Source organism: Sphingomonas sp. Leaf198 (assembly GCF_001424005.1).
GTDB lineage: Bacteria > Pseudomonadota > Alphaproteobacteria > Sphingomonadales > Sphingomonadaceae > Sphingomonas.
Genome location: NZ_LMPX01000002.1, coordinates 1 through 18,012, shown reverse-complemented (window position 1 = coordinate 18,012; position 18,012 = coordinate 1). Strand labels below are relative to the sequence as shown.

General features: G+C 65.9%; 16 protein-coding genes. 12 read left to right on the top strand and 4 right to left on the bottom strand.

Annotated elements, in window-relative coordinates:
* Window positions 1-2: 2 nt before the first annotated feature.
* Complete coding sequence (locus tag ASG20_RS07140) at window positions 3-2,150, bottom strand: TonB-dependent receptor (protein ID WP_056050601.1); 2,148 nt, start codon at window positions 2,148-2,150, stop codon at window positions 3-5.
* Between the two features lie 249 nt (window positions 2,151-2,399).
* Window positions 2,400-3,227, bottom strand: a complete 828-nt coding sequence (locus tag ASG20_RS07135) for an N-formylglutamate amidohydrolase (protein WP_056050599.1) — start codon at window positions 3,225-3,227, stop codon at window positions 2,400-2,402.
* 16 nt (window positions 3,228-3,243) lie between these two features.
* Here ASG20_RS07135 and ASG20_RS07130 point away from each other — a divergent pair, with 16 nt between their 5' ends.
* The 3 genes from ASG20_RS07130 to ASG20_RS07120 all read left to right on the top strand — a co-directional run bounded on the left by ASG20_RS07130 (window position 3,244) and on the right by ASG20_RS07120 (window position 5,428).
* The gene (locus ASG20_RS07130) at window positions 3,244-4,161 is read left to right on the top strand and encodes a transglutaminase family protein (RefSeq protein WP_056050597.1); all 918 of its coding nucleotides are present in this window, start codon (window positions 3,244-3,246) and stop codon (window positions 4,159-4,161) included.
* Window positions 4,162-4,186: 25 nt separating this feature from the next.
* Window positions 4,187-5,002 (top strand): transglutaminase-like domain-containing protein, encoded by an 816-nt coding sequence (locus tag ASG20_RS07125; RefSeq protein ID WP_056050595.1) that lies wholly within the window; start codon window positions 4,187-4,189, stop codon window positions 5,000-5,002.
* A 90-nt stretch (window positions 5,003-5,092) separates the two neighbouring features.
* Window positions 5,093-5,428: a hypothetical protein gene (locus tag ASG20_RS07120; RefSeq protein WP_056052732.1), complete on the top strand. Its 336-nt coding sequence runs from the start codon at window positions 5,093-5,095 to the stop codon at window positions 5,426-5,428.
* Window positions 5,429-5,431: 3 nt separating this feature from the next.
* Here ASG20_RS07120 and ASG20_RS07115 read toward each other — a convergent pair whose 3' ends face one another.
* Window positions 5,432-6,160, bottom strand: a complete 729-nt coding sequence (locus ASG20_RS07115) for a Crp/Fnr family transcriptional regulator (protein ID WP_162237258.1) — start codon at window positions 6,158-6,160, stop codon at window positions 5,432-5,434.
* Window positions 6,161-6,326: 166 nt separating this feature from the next.
* On the opposite strand from ASG20_RS07115, the gene ASG20_RS07110 reads away from it, so the two are divergent.
* The 5 genes from ASG20_RS07110 to ASG20_RS07090 all read left to right on the top strand — a co-directional run bounded on the left by ASG20_RS07110 (window position 6,327) and on the right by ASG20_RS07090 (window position 12,144).
* Window positions 6,327-7,493: an isovaleryl-CoA dehydrogenase gene (locus ASG20_RS07110; protein WP_056050591.1), complete on the top strand. Its 1,167-nt coding sequence runs from the start codon at window positions 6,327-6,329 to the stop codon at window positions 7,491-7,493.
* A gap of 115 nt (window positions 7,494-7,608) precedes the next feature.
* Window positions 7,609-9,210, top strand: coding sequence for a carboxyl transferase domain-containing protein (locus tag ASG20_RS07105; RefSeq protein WP_056050589.1), 1,602 nt, complete (start codon window positions 7,609-7,611; stop codon window positions 9,208-9,210).
* Between the two features lie 4 nt (window positions 9,211-9,214).
* Window positions 9,215-9,697: a nuclear transport factor 2 family protein gene (locus ASG20_RS07100; protein ID WP_056050585.1), complete on the top strand. Its 483-nt coding sequence runs from the start codon at window positions 9,215-9,217 to the stop codon at window positions 9,695-9,697.
* Between the two features lie 159 nt (window positions 9,698-9,856).
* The gene (locus tag ASG20_RS07095; RefSeq protein WP_056050583.1) at window positions 9,857-11,695 is read left to right on the top strand and encodes an acetyl/propionyl/methylcrotonyl-CoA carboxylase subunit alpha; all 1,839 of its coding nucleotides are present in this window, start codon (window positions 9,857-9,859) and stop codon (window positions 11,693-11,695) included.
* Window positions 11,695-12,144: a MaoC family dehydratase gene (locus ASG20_RS07090; RefSeq protein WP_056050581.1), complete on the top strand. Its 450-nt coding sequence runs from the start codon at window positions 11,695-11,697 to the stop codon at window positions 12,142-12,144. The genes ASG20_RS07095 and ASG20_RS07090 overlap by 1 nt, the downstream gene beginning before the upstream one ends.
* On the opposite strand, the gene ASG20_RS07085 is transcribed toward ASG20_RS07090, so the two are convergent.
* Window positions 12,141-12,698: an arylesterase gene (locus ASG20_RS07085; protein WP_231420908.1), complete on the bottom strand. Its 558-nt coding sequence runs from the start codon at window positions 12,696-12,698 to the stop codon at window positions 12,141-12,143. The two genes, ASG20_RS07090 and ASG20_RS07085, sit on opposite strands and share 4 nt — an antisense overlap.
* A gap of 255 nt (window positions 12,699-12,953) precedes the next feature.
* On the opposite strand from ASG20_RS07085, the gene ASG20_RS07080 reads away from it, so the two are divergent.
* From ASG20_RS07080 to ASG20_RS07065, 4 genes are all read left to right on the top strand, one after another.
* Window positions 12,954-13,628: an ABC transporter ATP-binding protein gene (locus ASG20_RS07080; protein WP_056052726.1), complete on the top strand. Its 675-nt coding sequence runs from the start codon at window positions 12,954-12,956 to the stop codon at window positions 13,626-13,628.
* On the top strand, window positions 13,625-16,123 hold the full coding sequence (locus ASG20_RS07075) for an ABC transporter permease (protein ID WP_056050578.1): 2,499 nt from the start codon (window positions 13,625-13,627) through the stop codon (window positions 16,121-16,123). Before ASG20_RS07080 ends, ASG20_RS07075 begins: the two co-directional genes overlap by 4 nt.
* Window positions 16,124-16,242: 119 nt before the next feature.
* Window positions 16,243-17,421, top strand: coding sequence for a YihY/virulence factor BrkB family protein (locus ASG20_RS07070; protein WP_231420910.1), 1,179 nt, complete (start codon window positions 16,243-16,245; stop codon window positions 17,419-17,421).
* The gene (locus ASG20_RS07065) at window positions 17,418-17,807 is read left to right on the top strand and encodes a reverse transcriptase-like protein (protein ID WP_056050577.1); all 390 of its coding nucleotides are present in this window, start codon (window positions 17,418-17,420) and stop codon (window positions 17,805-17,807) included. The genes ASG20_RS07070 and ASG20_RS07065 overlap by 4 nt, the downstream gene beginning before the upstream one ends.
* The last annotated feature ends 205 nt before the right edge of the window (window positions 17,808-18,012 follow it).

Sequence of the window (18,012 nt, the reverse complement as noted above, 5' to 3'; positions counted from 1 at the left end):
GCCTAGAGCCCGAAGCGGAGCGTTGCGCGGAAATCACGACCCGCAAGCGGGGCGAAGTCCTTCAGGAAGCTCGTCGCGCGGCGGGCGTTCACGTCGAACAGATTGTTCGCGCTCAACAGCAACGTCGTCTTGGAATCCTTGCCGAACGGGCTGAGGCCGATCGAGGCGTTGACCATCGTGTACGCGTTGGTCTTCGTCTCGAACGCGGCGATGCGGTTCTGGTCGAACACGTGCTCGACCTCGACGCGCCCGTTGATCCGGTCGCCCTGCGCCTCGATTCCGCCGAGCACGCGCATCGGCGGGATGCGTGGGACCGGGCCCTGGTCGACGATGTTGGCGTGGACGTAGTCGCCCAGCACGTCGGCATTGACCGCATAGCCGCCGATCTGCGCGACCTTCACCGACGCGTCCGCCTCGAACCCGTAATAGCGGGCATCGGCCTGCTGGTACTGGAAGCAGGGCAGGTCGACGACGCGGCCCGACGGATCGGCTGCCGTCTGGCAGACCGACGACGCGACCTGGTTCTCCGAGATATAGTTCGAGAACCAGTTGTAATAGGCCGACGCGTCGAAGCTGAAGCCGTCGCCATGCGCGTGCAGCGTGCCTTCCAAACCCCACGACTTCTCGAGCCGGAAGTTCGGATTGCCGAGTTCGTACGCCTGCGTGCCGGCATGCGCGCCGTTCGCGAACAGCTCTTCGGCCGACGGTGCACGCTCGGTCCGCGAGCCGTTAAGGCCGACGCGGATGCTGTCGGTCAGCGCGTAGGAGGCGCCGAGCGAACCCGAGACCGAATGATAACTCTGGCTGCCGCGGAAGAAGCGTAGGTCGTCTTCCGGCGTGCGCGCGGCGAGATCGGTGATCTCGTAGCGGACGCCGCCCTCGGCGTGGAACTTGCCTGACTCGTATTGCTGGAGCGTGAAGAGGCCGGTCTGGTTGGTCTCGTTCTTCGGCAGGAAGGCCTCGTCGCCGACCACGTTGAAGATCCGGTTGTAGAACTGCACGCCAGACGCGCCCTGCCAGCCGCCACGGTTCGCCTGGATGACCTCCAGTCGTCCTTCGAGGCCCTTGTTGTAGAACGCGGTGCCGACGGAGTTGTCCTCCTCGAGCTCGAAATGGCGATAGCTCGCCTGCCCGGCGCGGATGCGGATCTTGCTGATGACGTCGCCGCCGGTATCGATCTCGCCGCGCAGGTCGACGCGGTTCTGGACGACGTCGAGGCGGGGCGCTTCCTGCTCCTGGCCGGGTTGCGTGGCGTAGCGGATCGGCACGCCGTACAGGCTGTCATAGTGGCTGTACGAAATGCCGAGATTGCCGGTGTCGGTGATGATCGACGCGCCGGCGCCCGCGGTCCAGGTTTCGGCCTGCGTGTTGGGCAGCTTGCCCTTCAACCGCGCCGATGCAGCGTAGTCGATCGGGTCGGCCTCGTTGGGATCGACGGGGAGGGCGGCCGTGGCCTGCGCCTGCGCGCGGGCGTCGCGCGAGAGGATGTAGCCGCCGGTGCGCAGGTCGCCTGACTTGAGGTACGAGCCATCGGCGTGGAGCACGAGATGCGAGCCGACCGCGACGTCGCCGGCCATCCCGCCGGAGCGCTCGTTGGCGGCCGAGCCATAATTGGCGATGCCGTTCACGCGGTAGCCGTTCTCGGGCACCGTGCGCGGGATGCGCGTGTCGATGACGTTGACGACGCCGCCGACTGCGGACGTGCCGTACAGGAGCGCGCTGGGGCCGCGGAGGATCTCGATACGCTCGGCGAGCAGCGGGTCGATGATGACGGCGTGGTCGACCGAAGTGTTCGACACGTCGATCGAGCCGATCCCGTCGGTCAGCACGCGGATGCGGTCACCCTGGAAGCCGCGCAGGATCGGACGCGAGGCGCTCGGGCCGAACGAGGAAGCCGACACGCCGGGCTGACGTGCGAGCGTCTCGCCGATCGATGGACGCAGCTGGCGCGTGAGTTCCTGCCCGGTGAGAACGGTGGTGCCCTGCAACACGTCGCGCTCGCTGGTCTGGATCGGCGCGGTGACGATGATGTCACGCTGATTGGTCGGGGCCGCGGGTCGAGCGGCCGGATCCGGGGCAGTCGTCTGCGCGTGCGCCTGTGCGGCTAGGAGGGCGGCCAGGGCGGTGGCGCCAAACAGCATCGTCTTCATCAAATTTCCCCGTGTCGTCCCTGAATGAACCAATGATTAAAACTATATGATACATCATATCAAGATTGAATTGGGTGAGGCTCGCACATCGGTCATTGGCTGTTACCGCAATGCAACACGGACCGGCCTTGGGAACGGGGGGGCGCTCGCCTCGACGAACTCTAAAATCAGAATCAAGCAGCGGATCACGTGACCCTGGGTCAGGATGACAAGGCGGGGGCAGTCACCCTTGGATCGCCGCTCGTTCGTTCAGCGAACGCCAGTCATACCTGCGGGAGGTCGACTCCCCGCACTCGCGTCGGCCGCGACCGGGAGCAACCGCGCCAGCCGATCCGCCCATCCCGCGCAGCCTTCGGTCGAGCCGAGCAGGTCCTGCCGGATCTCGATCTCCGCATAAGGCCTTCGCGCCGGATAGGCGTGGCGTGGGATGGTGTAATCGATCAGATCCATCCGGTACGGCTCGTTGTCGCCCACCGTCAGATCGGGCTCGGTCCGCAACACATCGAGCAGTGCGTATGCAAAACCCGTGTCGCCACCGTTGTGGAGGATACCGATCTGCCAGGGTCGTGCCTGGTCGCGCAACGCACCGCGCATCGCGGGCGTGAAGCTGTGGAGCGCGACCAGTATCGTCCGCATCCCCGCCGCATCTCGCCGCGCCAACTCGGCCGCGATCGCCGCCTGATACGGCGCATGGATCTCCGCCAGACGTACCGCGCGGTCGGCGTCGCCAAGGCCGGCATTGCCCGGGACGATCGTCGCGTCGCTGATGTCCGCGATCAGGTCGGGCTGTGTCTCGTTGCGGTTGCAGTCGATCACCAGCCGCGAATAGGTCTGGCGGACGAACACCGCGTCGAGCTTTTCCGCCAACATCGCGCCGAGTTCGCCGATACCGATGTCCCAGCCGATATGCCGCGCCAGATCTGTCTCGCTCAGGCCCAGCGCGTTCAACCGCTTCGGCACGGCATTTCCGGCGTGATCGCCGATCAACAGGAACGATGACGCACCTTTGGGGTTGACCACCATGACCGGTGCGGCATCTTCGGTCCCAAGCAGCGTTTGGCTGGCAGTGCTGTTCATGCGACGTGGATCCTCGATGCCATCTCTAACGCTCTCTCATGTAACCAAATACTCCTATCGCCAACCGGTTGCGTTCGGCGAGCACCGGATCATGGTCAGACCGCGCGAAAGCTACGATCAGCATCTGATCGACGCCACGCTGACGATCACCCCCGAGCCGTCCGATGTGCGCTGGCTGCACGACGTCTTCGGCAATTCGGTCGCGATCGCCACCTTCGCCAAGCGTGCGAAGGACCTTGTGATCGACAGCACCGTCCGCCTCGACCATAGTCCGGCGGAGCTGCAACGCGTGGATATCGAACGCTATGCGCGGCAGTATCCGTTCACCTACTCGTCGGAGGAAATGCCCGATTTGCTGCGCTCGATCGAGCGCCAGCATCACGACCCGCAACGCCAGATCGACAGCTGGGCGCGGCGTTTCGTCGGCACCGGCGGGAAGACCGATACGCTGGCGATGCTGTCGGAGATGACCGCCGCGATTAAACGCGAATTCACCTATGTCCAGCGCCCGGAGAAGGGCACGCAGTCGCCGATCGAAACGCTGACGACGCGCAAGGGCACGTGCCGCGATTATGCGATGCTGATGATCGAGGCGGTCCGCGCGCTCGGTTTCGCGGCGCGGTTCGTGTCGGGCTATGTCTACAACCCTACACGTCGGGAGCATCGCACCGGCGGCGGCAACACGCATGCCTGGGTGCGGGTGTACCTGCCGGGCTCGGGGTGGGTCGAGTTCGATCCGACCAACGGCATCGTCGGCAATCGCGGCCTCGTCCGCGTCGCGATCGCGCGCGACATCTACCAGGCGGTTCCGGTCTCGGGGACCTGGAGCGGCTTCCCCGGCAGCTTTCTCGACATGAGCGTGTCGGTCGACATCACCGTCGACGAGGACGCGGAGGTCGCGCGTCACCAGCATCCATCATCGCAATCCGCATGACACCAGGCATCCAAGGGGGACATCGATGCTGATCAGAGCCGGCTACGACATTCGTTTCGAAACCGACGTCGCGACGCCGATGATGGCGATGCTGAGCCTGCATCCGTCGCGCAACAAGGACCTGGTCACGCCGCACCGGCTCGCGGCCGATCCCGACGTGCCGACCTATGATTATCTCGACGCGTTCGGCAACGTCTGCTCGCGCTTCACCGTCCCCAAGGGGGGGCTGACGCTATCGTGCGACTTCACGATCGAGGACAGCGGCTTGCCGGATGCGGTCTCCCTCGATGCGGTTCAGCACGCGGTCGAGGATCTGCCCGACGAGGTCCTCATCTACCTGCTCGGCAGCCGCTACTGCGAGACCGACCGGCTGTCCGAGACCGCCTGGTCGCTGTTCGGGCACGTCCCTGCGGGCTGGCAGCGCGTCCAGGCGATCGTCGACTTCGTGCACGACCATGTCGAGTTCGGCTATCATTTCGCGCGCTCGACCAAGACCGCGTGGGACGTCTATCAGGAGCGCCAGGGCGTGTGCCGCGACTTCGCCCACCTCGCGATCACGCTGTGCCGCTGCATGAACATCCCCGCGCGCTATTGCACTGGCTACCTTGGCGATATCGGTATCCCGCCGGTCGATGCGCCGATGGATTTCTCGGCGTGGTTCGACGTGTATCTCGGCGGCACCTGGCACACGCTCGACGCGCGCCACAATCGTCCGCGGATCGGCCGGATCCTGATGGCGCGGGGGAGGGACGCGACCGATACCGCGCTCACCACCAGCTTCGGTCCGGCGCGTCTGGTCGGCTTCGATGTCCACACCGACGAGGTCGACGCCGCGGGCTAAACGGGCGCTTGCGGCAAGTTAGGTCTTGTCGCGAGCGCCGCGTTCGGCCTAACGGCTCCGATCCCCCAAACTTATGCTGCGATGCACAACATGACCTCGACGCCAGACTTATCCTCGCCCGCCAACGCGAACGCCCTGCTGTTGCAGGCGATCGCACTGCGCCAGTGCATCACCGCGACGTATAACCGGATGGTCTGCACGCTCGCCCCGCACATCCTCTACACCAAGCATGACGACGTGTTCGTCGATGCGATCACGCTCGAGCGTGACGGTCAGCCGCCGAAAGAGATCAAGCTCGGCACGTTCAAGCTCGCCGGGTTGAAGGATATCGAGGTCATCGATCGCCCGTTCGTCCCCGATGCGATCTTCAATCCCGGCGACATCAAGTACGACCGGGTCACGCTGTTCGTGGTCGATCGTACCTGAATTTCACGCGGCGGCGGGCAGCCACGCCGTCTCGATCTCGCCATAGCGGTCGACGAACCCGGTCGCCGCGACGAGCGCTTTCTCGTCGACGATCTTGACCCGCCGCCCGGTCCGCTCGATCACGCCGGACTTCTCCAGCGCGCGGATCGTGCGGTTGACGTGGACCTTGGTCAGCCCGAGCGCATCGCCGATATCGGTCTGCGTGAGCGGAAGGTCGAACGAGTCGACGATCCCGCCCGCGGTCACCCGCAGCCGCGCCATGATGTCCAACAGCAGAGTCGACAGCCGCTCGCTCGCCCCCATCCGGCCGATCGTCGTCAGCCGGTCGCTCATCGCGACGTTCTCGGCCGCGGCGATCGCATAGAGCAACCCGGCGATCCGCGGTTGCGCGCGGAACAGCTGGCCAAGGGCATTCTTCGGCATCTCGATCACGATACAGTCGGAGATCGCGGTCAGCGTCGCCGCCGCCTGCGACCAAGCCATGCTCGATGTCCCGATCAGGTCGCCCGCATAATGGAACCGCAGGATCTGCCGCCCGCCGGTGATCAGCTTGGTCGACGAATGTAGCCAGCCCTGACGCACGACGTACAGCGCATGGCTTTCACCACCCTCCGCCATCAGCACGTCGCCCGCTTTCAGACGTCGCTCGCCCTTTTCCGCCTGCAGGATCGCGTCCCGCTCCGCCTCGGTCAGGTCGAGATGTCGACCCAGCCGTGCGATCAAACCGCTCAATTGCATCTTCGTGCCTTACGTCCACGCCCCATGAGCAAATATCGTTCGCACGAACATCGCCCAGCGGGAAGGGGGGATGACCGTTTCACCGCTGGTTTCGCGCAAGGAAACGCTGTGCTAGTCGCCGCGCAACAAGCCTCGGCAAGCGAGGCGACACGGAGATGGCATGCTGAACGATTTCGATTTCGCGTTGGGCGAGTCTGCGGACATGATCCGCGAGTCCACGCAGCGGTTCGCCGCGGACAAGATCGCGCCGCTGGCGGCGAAGATCGACGCCGACGACTGGTTTCCGCGCGAACTCTGGCCGGCGATGGGCGAACTCGGCCTGCACGGCATCACCGTCGAGGAAGAATATGGCGGCCTCGGGCTGGGCTATCTCGAACACGTCGTCGCGGTCGAGGAAGTCTCGCGCGCGTCCGCTTCGATCGGGCTCAGCTACGGCGCGCACTCGAACCTGTGCGTCAACCAGATCCGCCGCTGGGGCAATCCCGAGCAGAAGGCCAAGTATCTGCCCAAGCTCGTCTCGGGTGAGCATGTCGGCAGCCTCGCCATGTCCGAGGCGGGGGCGGGCTCCGACGTCGTCTCGATGAAACTCAAGGCGGTCAAGACCGACGCGGGGTACGTGCTCAACGGGACGAAATTCTGGATCACCAACGCGACTTACGCCGATACTCTCGTAGTCTATGCGAAGACCGGCGAAGGCTCCCGCGGGATCACCGCGTTCCTGATCGAGAAGGACATGCCGGGCTTTTCGATCGGTCAGAAGATCGACAAGATGGGCATGCGCGGGTCGCCGACCGCCGAACTCGTCTTTACCGATTGCGTGGTCCCGGCCGAGAACGTCATGGGCCCCGAGAATGGCGGCGTCGGCGTCTTGATGTCGGGCCTCGACTATGAGCGCGCCGTACTGGCCGGGATCCAGCTCGGCATCATGCAGGCGTGCCTCGATGTCGTGATCCCGTATGTGCGCGAGCGGAAGCAGTTCGGCACGCCGATCGGCCAGTTCCAGCTGATCCAGGCGAAGGTCGCCGACATGTACGTCGCGCTGAGTTCGGCGCGCGCGTATGTCTATGCGGTGGCGAAGTCGTGCGATGCGGGCAAGACCACGCGGTTCGATGCGGCCGGCGCGATCCTGCTGGCGAGCGAGAGCGCGGTGAAGGTGTCGCTCGAGTCGATCCAGGCGCTCGGTGGGGCAGGGTATACCAAGGACTGGCCGGTCGAGCGGTTCATGCGGGATGCGAAGTTGCTCGACATCGGGGCAGGGACGAACGAGATTCGGCGGATGCTGATCGGTAGAGAACTCATCGGGGCCGCCCCCAAGGTGGCACAGTGATGCGCCTACTTCTCCCCTCCCGCTTGCGGGAGGGGTCGGGGGAGGGCTTGCCACGAGCGTCCTTCCTGGTCGCATTCCCTCCCCTAACCCCTCCTGCAAGCGGGAGGGGAATCATATGACCGCGCCCGTCCTCACCTCCGCACTGTCGCCCGACAGCGAGACCTTCCGAGCCAACGCGACCCACAACCGCGCGCTCGCCGAAACCCTCCGCGAGGACGTCGCCCGCACCGCACTCGGCGGCAACGCCAAGTCCCGCGAGCGCCACACGTCGCGCGGCAAGCTCCTCCCACGCGACCGCGTCGAACGCCTGCTCGACCCAGGCTCGCCGTTCCTCGAAATCGGCCAGCTCGTCGCGAACGGCCTGTACGAGGATGAAGTCCCCGGCGCCGGCCTGATCATCGGCGTCGGCCGCGTGTCCGGTCGCCAGTGCATGATCGTCTGCAACGACGCGACCGTGAAGGGCGGCACCTACTACCCGCTCACCGTCAAGAAACACCTCCGCGCGCAGGAGATCGCGCAGGAGAACCGGCTCCCCTGCATCTACCTCGTCGACAGCGGCGGCGCCAACCTGCCGCATCAGGCCGAGGTCTTCCCCGACCGCGATCACTTCGGCCGGATATTCTTCAACCAAGCCAACATGTCCGCGCTCGGCATTCCGCAGATCGCCTGCGTCATGGGCAGCTGCACCGCTGGCGGCGCCTACGTCCCAGCAATGTCCGACGAGACGATCATCGTCCGCGGGCAGGGGACGATCTTCCTCGCCGGCCCACCCCTCGTAAAGGCCGCGACCGGCGAAGTCATCTCCGCGGAAGAACTGGGCGGCGCCGACACGCATGGCCGCCGCTCGGGCGTGGTCGATCACGTCGCCGAGAACGACGAACACGCGCTGACCATCGTCCGCGACATCGTCTCGACGCTGCAACCGCAGGCGCAGACCGCGGTGAACCTCCAGCAGCCCAGGCCGCCGAAGTTCGCCCCCGAAGAGCTGTACGGCATCGTTCCGAGCGACATCCGCGCGCCCTACGACGTCCACGAAGTCATCGCGCGCCTCGTGGACGGCAGCGAGTTCCACGAGTTCAAGGCGCTCTACGGCACGTCGCTCGTCTGCGGCTTCGCGCATATCTGGGGCATCCCGGTTGCGATCCTCGCCAACAACGGCGTGCTGTTCAGCGAAAGCGCACAGAAGGGCGCGCATTTCATCGAGCTCGCGTGCCAGCGCCGCATCCCGCTGCTGTTCCTCCAGAACATCTCCGGCTTCATGGTCGGCGGCAAATACGAGGCGGAGGGCATCGCCAAGCACGGCGCCAAGCTTGTAACCGCCGTCGCCACCGCGACCGTGCCGAAGATCACGGTCCTGATCGGCGGCAGCTTCGGCGCGGGCAATTACGGGATGTGCGGCCGCGCCTATTCGCCGCGCTTCCTGTTCACCTGGCCCAACAGCCGGATCAGCGTGATGGGCGGCGAGCAGGCGGCCTCGGTCCTCGCCACCGTCCACCGCGACGCGGACAGCTGGACCCCCGAACAGGCCGAAGCCTTCAAGGCGCCCGTCCGCCAGAAATACGAGGACGAGGGCAACCCCTGGTACGCCACCGCGCGGTTGTGGGACGACGGCATCATCGATCCCGCTCAAACGCGAGACGTGCTCGGCCTAGCCTTGGCCGCGACGCTCAATGCTCCCATCCCCGAACGCCCCGCGTTCGGCGTGTTCAGGATGTAACCCGATGATCCTGCTGTCACTTCTCCTCGCCGCTGGTCAGATCACCCCGGTCCAGCCGATCGTCAAGGGCACCGGCCTGCCGCCAGCGGCAATGACCGAAGAGGCCGGCGTCATGGTCCCGATCGACGCGCTCTTCGCCGCGCTCGCCGCGCGCGACGGGCAGGCCATCCTTACCCAGGTCCGCCCCGAAGGCAGCGCCACCGTCGCCGAGGAAAAGCCCGACGGTACGCGCTCGGTCCGCCGCACGGGCTGGCCCGAGTTCGCCGCATCGATCAAGCCAGGCCCCGAGCGCTACGCCGAGCGCCTCACCGATCCCGCGGTCGACATCGACGGCGACATCGCGATGGTCTGGTCGCCCTATGTCTTCACCATCGATGGCAAGGTCGCGCATTGCGGCACCGACCATTTCGACATGGTCCGCGAGGCCGGCCGCTGGAAGATCGCCAACATCACCTGGTCGAAGCGCACCACCGGCTGCGCGAACTGACATGGCCTGTCCTACACCGCCCGCATCGGCTTATGCCGGGATGACCATGATGAACCAGTCGATCCTTTCCGCCGATCTTCCTGCCGTCGAGCGGCTTTCGAGCCCGATGTGCACATCGCTGGAGCGTCTGCACTTTGTGCACTTCCGCGGAGCGAATCGATGATCGAGTCCCTCCTGATCGCCAACCGCGGCGAGATCGCCTGCCGCATCATCCGCACCGCGCGGGCGCTCGGCATCCGCACGATCGCAGTCTATTCGGACGCCGACGCGAACGCGCTCCACGTCCGTCAGGCCGACGAAGCCGTCCACATCGGTGCGTCCCCCGCGCGCGAAAGCTACCTCGTCGCCGACCGCATCATCACCGCCGCACTAGATACTGGCGCCGAGGCTATCCACCCCGGCTACGGCTTCCTGTCGGAGAACGCGGACTTCGCCCAAGCCGTGCTCGACGCCGGACTGATCTGGGTCGGTCCCAACCCCGACAGCATCCGCGCGATGGGCCTCAAGGACGCCGCGAAGGCGCGCATGATTGCCGCCGGCGTTCCCGTGACTCCGGGCTATCAGGGCGATGATCAAACCATTGGCCGCATGATCGCAGAAGCGGAAAAACTCGGGCTTCCGGTGTTGATCAAAGCCGTTGCCGGCGGTGGCGGAAAAGGAATGCGGCTCGTCGAGGATATCTATGAGTTCGACGTGGCGTACGGATCGTGCCGGCGCGAGGCCGCGTCCAGTTTTGGCGACGATCGCGTTTTGCTGGAAAAATATATTCAGTCGCCGCGCCATATCGAGGTGCAGGTCTTCGGCGACAGCCACGGCAACGTCGTCCATTTGTTCGAACGCGACTGCTCGCTCCAGCGCCGCCACCAGAAGGTGATCGAGGAAGCCCCCGCGCCCGGTATGGACGCCGCCACCCGCGAAGCCATCTGCGCCGCCGCGGTCAAGGCCGCCAAGGCAGTCGAGTACGTCGGCGCCGGCACGATCGAGTTCATCGCCGACGCCAGCGAAGGCCTCCGCGCCGACCGCATCTGGTTCATGGAGATGAACACCCGGTTGCAGGTCGAGCATCCGGTCACCGAAGAGATCACCGGCCAGGACCTCGTCGAATGGCAACTCCGCGTCGCCAGCGGCGAGCCCTTGCCGAAGCGGCAGGACGAACTGGTGATAGACGGCTGGGCGATGGAGGCGCGTTTATATGCGGAAGATCCCGCCAAGGGGTTCCTGCCGTCGATCGGAACGCTCGAACGCTTCGACCTCGGCACCACCGCCCGCGTCGATACCGGGGTAGAGCAGGGCGCTGAAATCTCGCCGTTCTACGACCCGATGATCGCCAAGGTCATCGCCTGGGGCGAAGACCGCGAGACCGCGCGCGAAGCCTTGGCGTACGCGCTCGACGGCGCGGTCGTCTGGCCGGTACGCTCCAACGCCGGGTTCCTCGTCGAAGCGCTCGACCATCCCGACTTCGTGGCGGGCACGCTCGACACCGGACTGATCGCCCGCGACGGCGACGCGCTCATGCCGCCGACCCACCCGACCGAGGAGGCGTTGGCCGAGGCCGCGGGCGCGCTCGTCTCCACCGATCCGATCTCGGGTTTCCGTCTGAACGCCTCGTCGCGCCGTACTGCGACATTCCTGCTGGACGGCGAACCGGTCGAGGTCGATCTCGACGGACAGGCCGGAACTACGTCGGCGTTCGAAGACGTCCTGATCTCCGAAGCCGGCCAGACCTGGCAGCTCAAGTCTTGGCGTGCGTCTGGTGTCGCTGCGGGCGGAGCGGCGGACGGCGCGATCCTGTCGCCGATGCCCGGCCGGATCATCGCGGTCGACGTTTCGGCCGGCGACACCGTCACCAAGGGCCAGAAGCTCGTCACGCTCGAGGCGATGAAGATGGAGCATTCGCTGACCGCGCCGTTCGACGGCGTCGTCGCGGACTTCAACGCAATCGAGGGCGGGCAGGTGACTGAGGGCGCCATGCTCGTCCGCATCGAGAAGGATTCCTGATGGCCGGCCGCTATTTCGACGACTGGAGCATCGGCGACCGGATCGAACACGAGATCCGCCGCACGGTGACCGAGACGGACAACCTCCTGTTCTCGACGATGACTCACAACCCGCAGCCGCTCCACCTCGATATCGAGGCGGCAAAGGCGAGCGAGTTCGGCCGGATACTCGTCAACGGCACCTTCACCTTCGCGCTGATGGTCGGGCTGTCGGTCGGTGAGACGACGCTCGGCACGCTCGTCGCCAATCTTGGCTACGACAAGCTGGTACACCCGAAGCCCGTGTTCATCGGCGACACGATGCGTGCGGAAACCGATGTGACCGAACTGAAACCGAGCAAGTCGCGACCCGAGGCAGGCATCGTCACCTTCACCCACCGCCTGATCAACCAGCGCGACGAGATCGTCTGCCAATGCCTGCGAACAGCGCTGCTCAAGCGAAGGGGTTAATTGGCTTTTCCAAGCGCAGTTTCGACCACCGGCGTGACCTTTGCTGCGATCTTGGCGACACCGCCGGGATTGGGATGAACATGATCCGCCTGCATCAACTGCGCATTGCCGATCACCCCGTCCAGAATGAACGGATAGAGCGTAACATCGTACCGCTTGGCCAAATCCGGCCAGATCGCGTTGAACTGATTGGCGAAGTCCGGCCCGAGATTGGGCGGCGCCATCATCCCGGTCAGCATCACCGGGATACCGCGTCGTTTCGCTTCGTCGAGCATCGCCGTCATGTTTGCCCGCGTCTCGGCAGGCGAGATCTGGCGCAGCACGTCGTTCCCGCCCAGCCCGATCAGCACGAGATCGGGTTTGCGCGTCATGTTGTCGAGCGCGAACGCGAACCGCTGACGCCCCGCCGCGCTCGTATCCCCCGATACGCCCGCGTTGACGATCGTCGCATTGATCCCGTCACGCCGCAGCCGGGCCTGCACCGCATCCGGCAGGCTCTGCCCGCGATCGAGCCCGTACCCCGCATACAGGCTGTCCCCGAAGGCGAGGATCAACTTCTGCGGACCTTTCGGCGCTGGCGTTGCAACGACGCGCGCGACGGCATTGGTGGGAGGTGAGGGGGCGGGAGTCGTGTCGCTTCGATCGCACCCGGCGAGCAGCCCGGCTTGGAGAAGGACCGCGCCGACCCCATACAGTGTCCGACGCCTGCTTTTTCGATTTCGCTCCAACGTGAAGATCTCCAACCACCCATGACTCACAATGCGCACGACGCCGTGCCCGATCATGCCGCAGACGACGCCGCAGACGACATGGTGATCACCATTCGCGATGTCACCCTGACGCTCGGCGCGGCAACCGCGGCGACGACGATCTTGAAGGGCATCGACCTCGATATCGCGCGCGGGACCAGCATCGCGCTGCTCGGACCGTCGGGATCGGGCAAGTCGTCGCTGATGGCGATCCTGTCCGGACTCGAAAAGGCGAGCGGCGGCAGCGTGCGGGTCGCGGGGCTCGATTTCGGGGCGCTCGACGAGGATGCGTTGTCGCGGGCGAGACGCGGGCGGATCGGCATCGTCCTCCAGGCCTTCCATCTGCTGCCGACGATGACCGCGCTAGAAAACGTCGCGGTGCCGATGGAACTGGCCGGCATGCCCGACGCGTTCGCGCGCGCCGAGGCCGAACTGACCGCGGTTGGCCTGTCGCACCGCATCGGCCATTACCCGACGCAATTGTCGGGCGGCGAGCAGCAGCGCGTGGCGATCGCCCGCGCGCTCGGGCCAAGGCCCGATATCGTGTTCGCCGACGAACCGACCGGCAATCTCGATACCGCGACTGGCATGTCGATCATGGACCTGCTGTTCGATCGCCGTGCCGCGACCGGCGCGACGCTGATCGTCATCACGCACGATCCCGCGCTCGCGGCGCGCTGCGACCGCATCGTCGAGCTTGGCGACGGGCGTATCGTCGCGGACCGCTTGCGGTGAACGACTGGCGGCTGGCGTGGCGACTTGCGCGGCGCGAACTCGACCTGCGGTTTCGCGGGCTGCGGCTGTTGCTCGCGTGCCTGTTCCTCGGCGTCGGGGCGCTCGCTGCGATCGGCAGCCTGACCCAGGCGATCGATATCGAACTCGCCTCCCGCGGTAGCGCGATCCTCGGCGGCGACGTTGAATTTTCGGCCTCGCAGCGCGCCGCCACGCCGGCCGAACGTGCGGCGATGGCGCGGCTTGGTGTCGTGTCGGAGACGGTGCGGATGCAGGCGATGGCCGTGCGCGGCACCAACAGCGTGCCGATCGAGCTGAAAGGTGTCGATACCGCCTATCCGCTCTATGGCGCGCTGGCTTTGCGCGGTGGCCGATCGGCAAGACCACTCGACGCGACGACTGTACTCGTCGTGCCCGCGCTGGCGGAGCGCCTCGGGATAGCGCCCGGCGCCAGAGTCAGGCTCGGCACTGCAGAATTCACCGTCGGCGGGATCGTCACGAGCGAGCCGGACCGGCTGGGTGAGGGTTTCACGCTCGGCCCGGTCGCGATCGTCTCGCTCGCGGGCATCGCACGGACCGGCCTCGTCCAGCCCGGCAGTCTGTACGAAAGCAAATACCGCGTCCGGTTGCCCGAAGGCGCGTCGCCGCAAACCGCCACCGACCGCTTCAAGGCGGCGTTCGCGACCGGCGGCTGGGAAACCAAGACGCGCGACCGCGCCGCACCCGGCGCCGAGCGCTTCGTCGACCGGATGGGCCAGTTCCTGCTGCTCGTCGGTCTCTCCGCGCTGGTCATCGCCGGGATCGGCGTCGGCAACGGCGTGTCGTCCTACCTGACCGCGCGCCGCAGCAGCATCGCCGCGCTGAAGGTGCTCGGCGCCACCTCGGGGATCATCGCGCGAATCTATATCCTGCAGGTCGCGGTAGTCGCGGCGATGGGGATCGCCGCGGGGCCGGTCGCCGGGATCGTGACGGTGCCGTTGATCGTGTGGCTCGCAGGCGACGTCTTGCCCGTCGCGCCGCGGTTCGTCGTCCAGGTCGCGCCGCTTGCGCTTGCCGCGGCGTACGGCATGCTGATCGCGCTGGCCTTTACCGCACCGCCCTTGATCGAGGCGGGGCGCATTCCTGCCGCCGGGTTGCTGCGTGGGCTAGCCGGCGAGCGCCGCGTACCGCTCCACCGGACGCTTCCCTGGGTGATCGGCGCCGGTGCGGCGATCGTCGCGCTGGCGCTGTTCACCGCCGAACAGCCCGGTCTGAGCGCCGGCTTCCTCGCAGCGGTGGCGGGCGTGCTTGCGATCCTGGCGCTGTTCGGATGGGGCATCCGTCGCGGGGCGGCACTTCTACCTCGATCGCGGCGCCCGTTACTCCGCTTGGCGGTTGCCGGTCTGCATCGCCCCGGTGCGAGGACCGGGGCGTTGGTCGTCGCGCTCGGTCTGGGCTTGACGCTGTTCGTCCTGCTGGCCGGAATCCGCACCAGCATTGACGCGAACATCGAGCGGACCGTGCCGCAGCGCGCGCCCGCGTTGTTCGCGCTCGACGTCCCACCCGATCGCGAGGCCGAGTTTCGCCGGGTCGTCGAAGCCGTCGCCACCCACCCGGTGATCCGAACGGTGCCGGCGATGCGCGGCACGATCACCGGCTACGGCACGACGCGTGTCGCCGACCTGAAGACGTTGCCGGAGGGCGCATGGGCGCTGCGTGGCGAGCGCGGGCTGACCTATTCCGAGACGCTTCCTGAAGGGAGCGAACTAACCGCGGGCCGTTGGTGGCCGCGAAGCTACCATGGGGCGCCGCTCGTCTCGATCGACGAGCGTTTGGCGAAGGTGCTCGATCTGAAGATCGGCGATCCGCTCAGCTACACGTTGCTCGGGGTGGAGCGAACCGCGACGATCGCATCGTTCCGGAGGATCAGCTGGGATACGCTTGGCTTCAACTTCGTGATGGTCTTCTCGCCAAACGCGATCGAGGACGCTCCGCACAATCTCGCAGCGACGATCGATCTCGCGCCCGGGCAGGAGGCGAAGGTGATGCGTGCGTTGCTGCCCCGCTTCCAATCGGTCTCGGTGATCGAGGTGCGCGGCGTGCTCGGGCAGGTTCGCGCGATCGTCTCGCAAATGGCGACGGCGATCACCGCGGCGGCATCGGTCGCGATCCTGGCCGGTATCGCCGTGCTGATCGGTGCGATCGCCGCCGCACGCGAGGTGCGCACCTATGACGGGGTGATCCTGCGCACGCTTGGCGCCACGCGGCGGCAGGTGCTCGCGGTCCAGGCGCTCGAATACGCGTTTTTGAGCATCGTGCTGTCGCTGCTTGCCTTGCTGCTGGGGCTCGGCGGCGCGTGGTATGTCGTGACCCAACTGTTCACGTTCGAATGGCTGCCGGATTACGCAGCGGTCTTCGCGACGCTGGTCGGCGGCGCCGGGCTGACGATGGCGATCGGACTGATTGGCGCGTGGCCAATTCTCGGCGCGCGCCCCGCACGCGCGCTTCGCGAGCTTTAGACGAGGAATGCGTACGGACATGCGGCACGTTTCCTGACCCGCGGCGTTAGCATGATGCGGGGCAATCCTCGCGTCACCACTGTTTTCCGAGGACCAAGACTCTGGCCGATACGACCGCTTTGCCGAACACTGCCACCAGCCCCTGGTCGATGTCGGCAGGCGAATGGTGGAAGGTCCTGAAACGGACCTGGGCCGAGGCAGCGGACGATAATATCGGGCTCATCGCCGCGGGGACCGCGTTCTACGGGTTCGCGGCGATCGTCCCGTTGCTGGCGTCGGTCGTCCTGATCTATGGCTTGGTTGCCGATACCGCGACCGTCGTCGCCAACATCCGTGCTCTTTTCAACGTCCTCCCCGATGATGCGGCCCGCGTGATCGGCGATCAGCTGGCGACCGTCGTCGGCACGTCGGAAGGCAAGAAGGGCTTCGGTCTCGTCATCGCGCTGGGGATTGCCTTGTACGGCGGCACCAAGGGTGCCTCGTCGATCGTCATCGCGCTCAACATCGCCTATGAAGAGAAGGAAGCGCGGGGGTTCATCGTGTTGAACCTGCTGGCCTTCGCGATCACTGGTGGGGCGGTGATGCTGGCATTGGTTGCCGCCCTGTCGACCGCAGCGTTTGCGCTACTCGACAGCCTGATACCTGGCGCGCCGGAAATCATGCTTCTGGCGATCCGCCTCGTCAGTTACGGCGTGCTCGCCTCGCTGGGCGTTACGGCAGCGGCGTGCCTGTATCGGTTCGGCCCCAATCGTCACAAAGCCAAATGGGCGTGGCTGACGCCAGGATCTTTGGCTGCGACGGTTATATGGCTGGGTGCGACGATCGGGTTCGGCGTCTATGTCTCGCGTTTTGGAAATTACGGCGCGACCTATGGTTCGCTGAGCGCGGTCATCGTGCTCCTCACGTGGCTGTGGCTCTCGGCCTACGTTTTCCTGCTCGGAGCAGAGCTGAATTCGGAACTGGAGCACCAAACGACGAGCGACACGACGACTGGTGAGGCTACACCGATGGGAACGAGAGGTGCGACCGTCGCTGATACGGTTGCGACAGACATTGACCCGAAGCCAGTTGTTCAGCCCGGGGAACCGGGCAGGGTAGGGGTCTTGGCCGCAGCCCATTTCAGCGGCATGCAGGCAGGGTTACCAGCATCGCTTCTGGCGCTTGGCGGTCTAAGGTCGATCTGTCGCGGCTCGCCGGTCCCGGGTCTTTGCCTGATGGCTGTTGGCGCAGCGCTAGCGCACCGGAAGCGGCGTGCGTCTGACGAGGTGGCAGCGAAAACGCGAGCCAAGGCCAGATGACATATGGGCGGTCGATCACGCTGTTCTTCGACGGCGGTTGCCGGCCAAACCCCGGCCCAATCGAATGCGCCGTAGTCCGCAAGGGGGTCGCGCACTACCGGCACGATCTGGGTAACGGGAGTAACAGCGACGCCGAATGGCTGGCGGCGATCCAGGCATTGGAGATCGCGGCACGAAACGGCGACCGCGATATCACGCTGCTCGGCGACTCCACGCTGGTCGTGACCCAAGCCAATCGAACGGCGCGGTGTCGCTCGCCCGAACTCGAAGCACACCGGGCCAGGTTCATGGAGCTAGCGGTTGGGTTCGAGCGCCTACGCATCCGGCATATCGGTCGAGCCCAGAACCTTGCAGGTATAGCGTTGGCCAAGCTGCACCCCCGGTGAGGCTGATATCGCCCCGCCCAGCGTCACAGGGGCCGCAGGCTTCATTTTCCCGAAAACCGACCAAAAACTGTAAAATAGTGTTTGACGGGTTTGTGGGTTGGCCTTAGAGGGGTGTCACCGCAGCGGAGTGCCTCACCGGCTTCTGAAGCGGTCGCAAAAAACCAGATGCTCCAAGCTTTCTCGGAAGAGAGGGTTATGCGAGTGT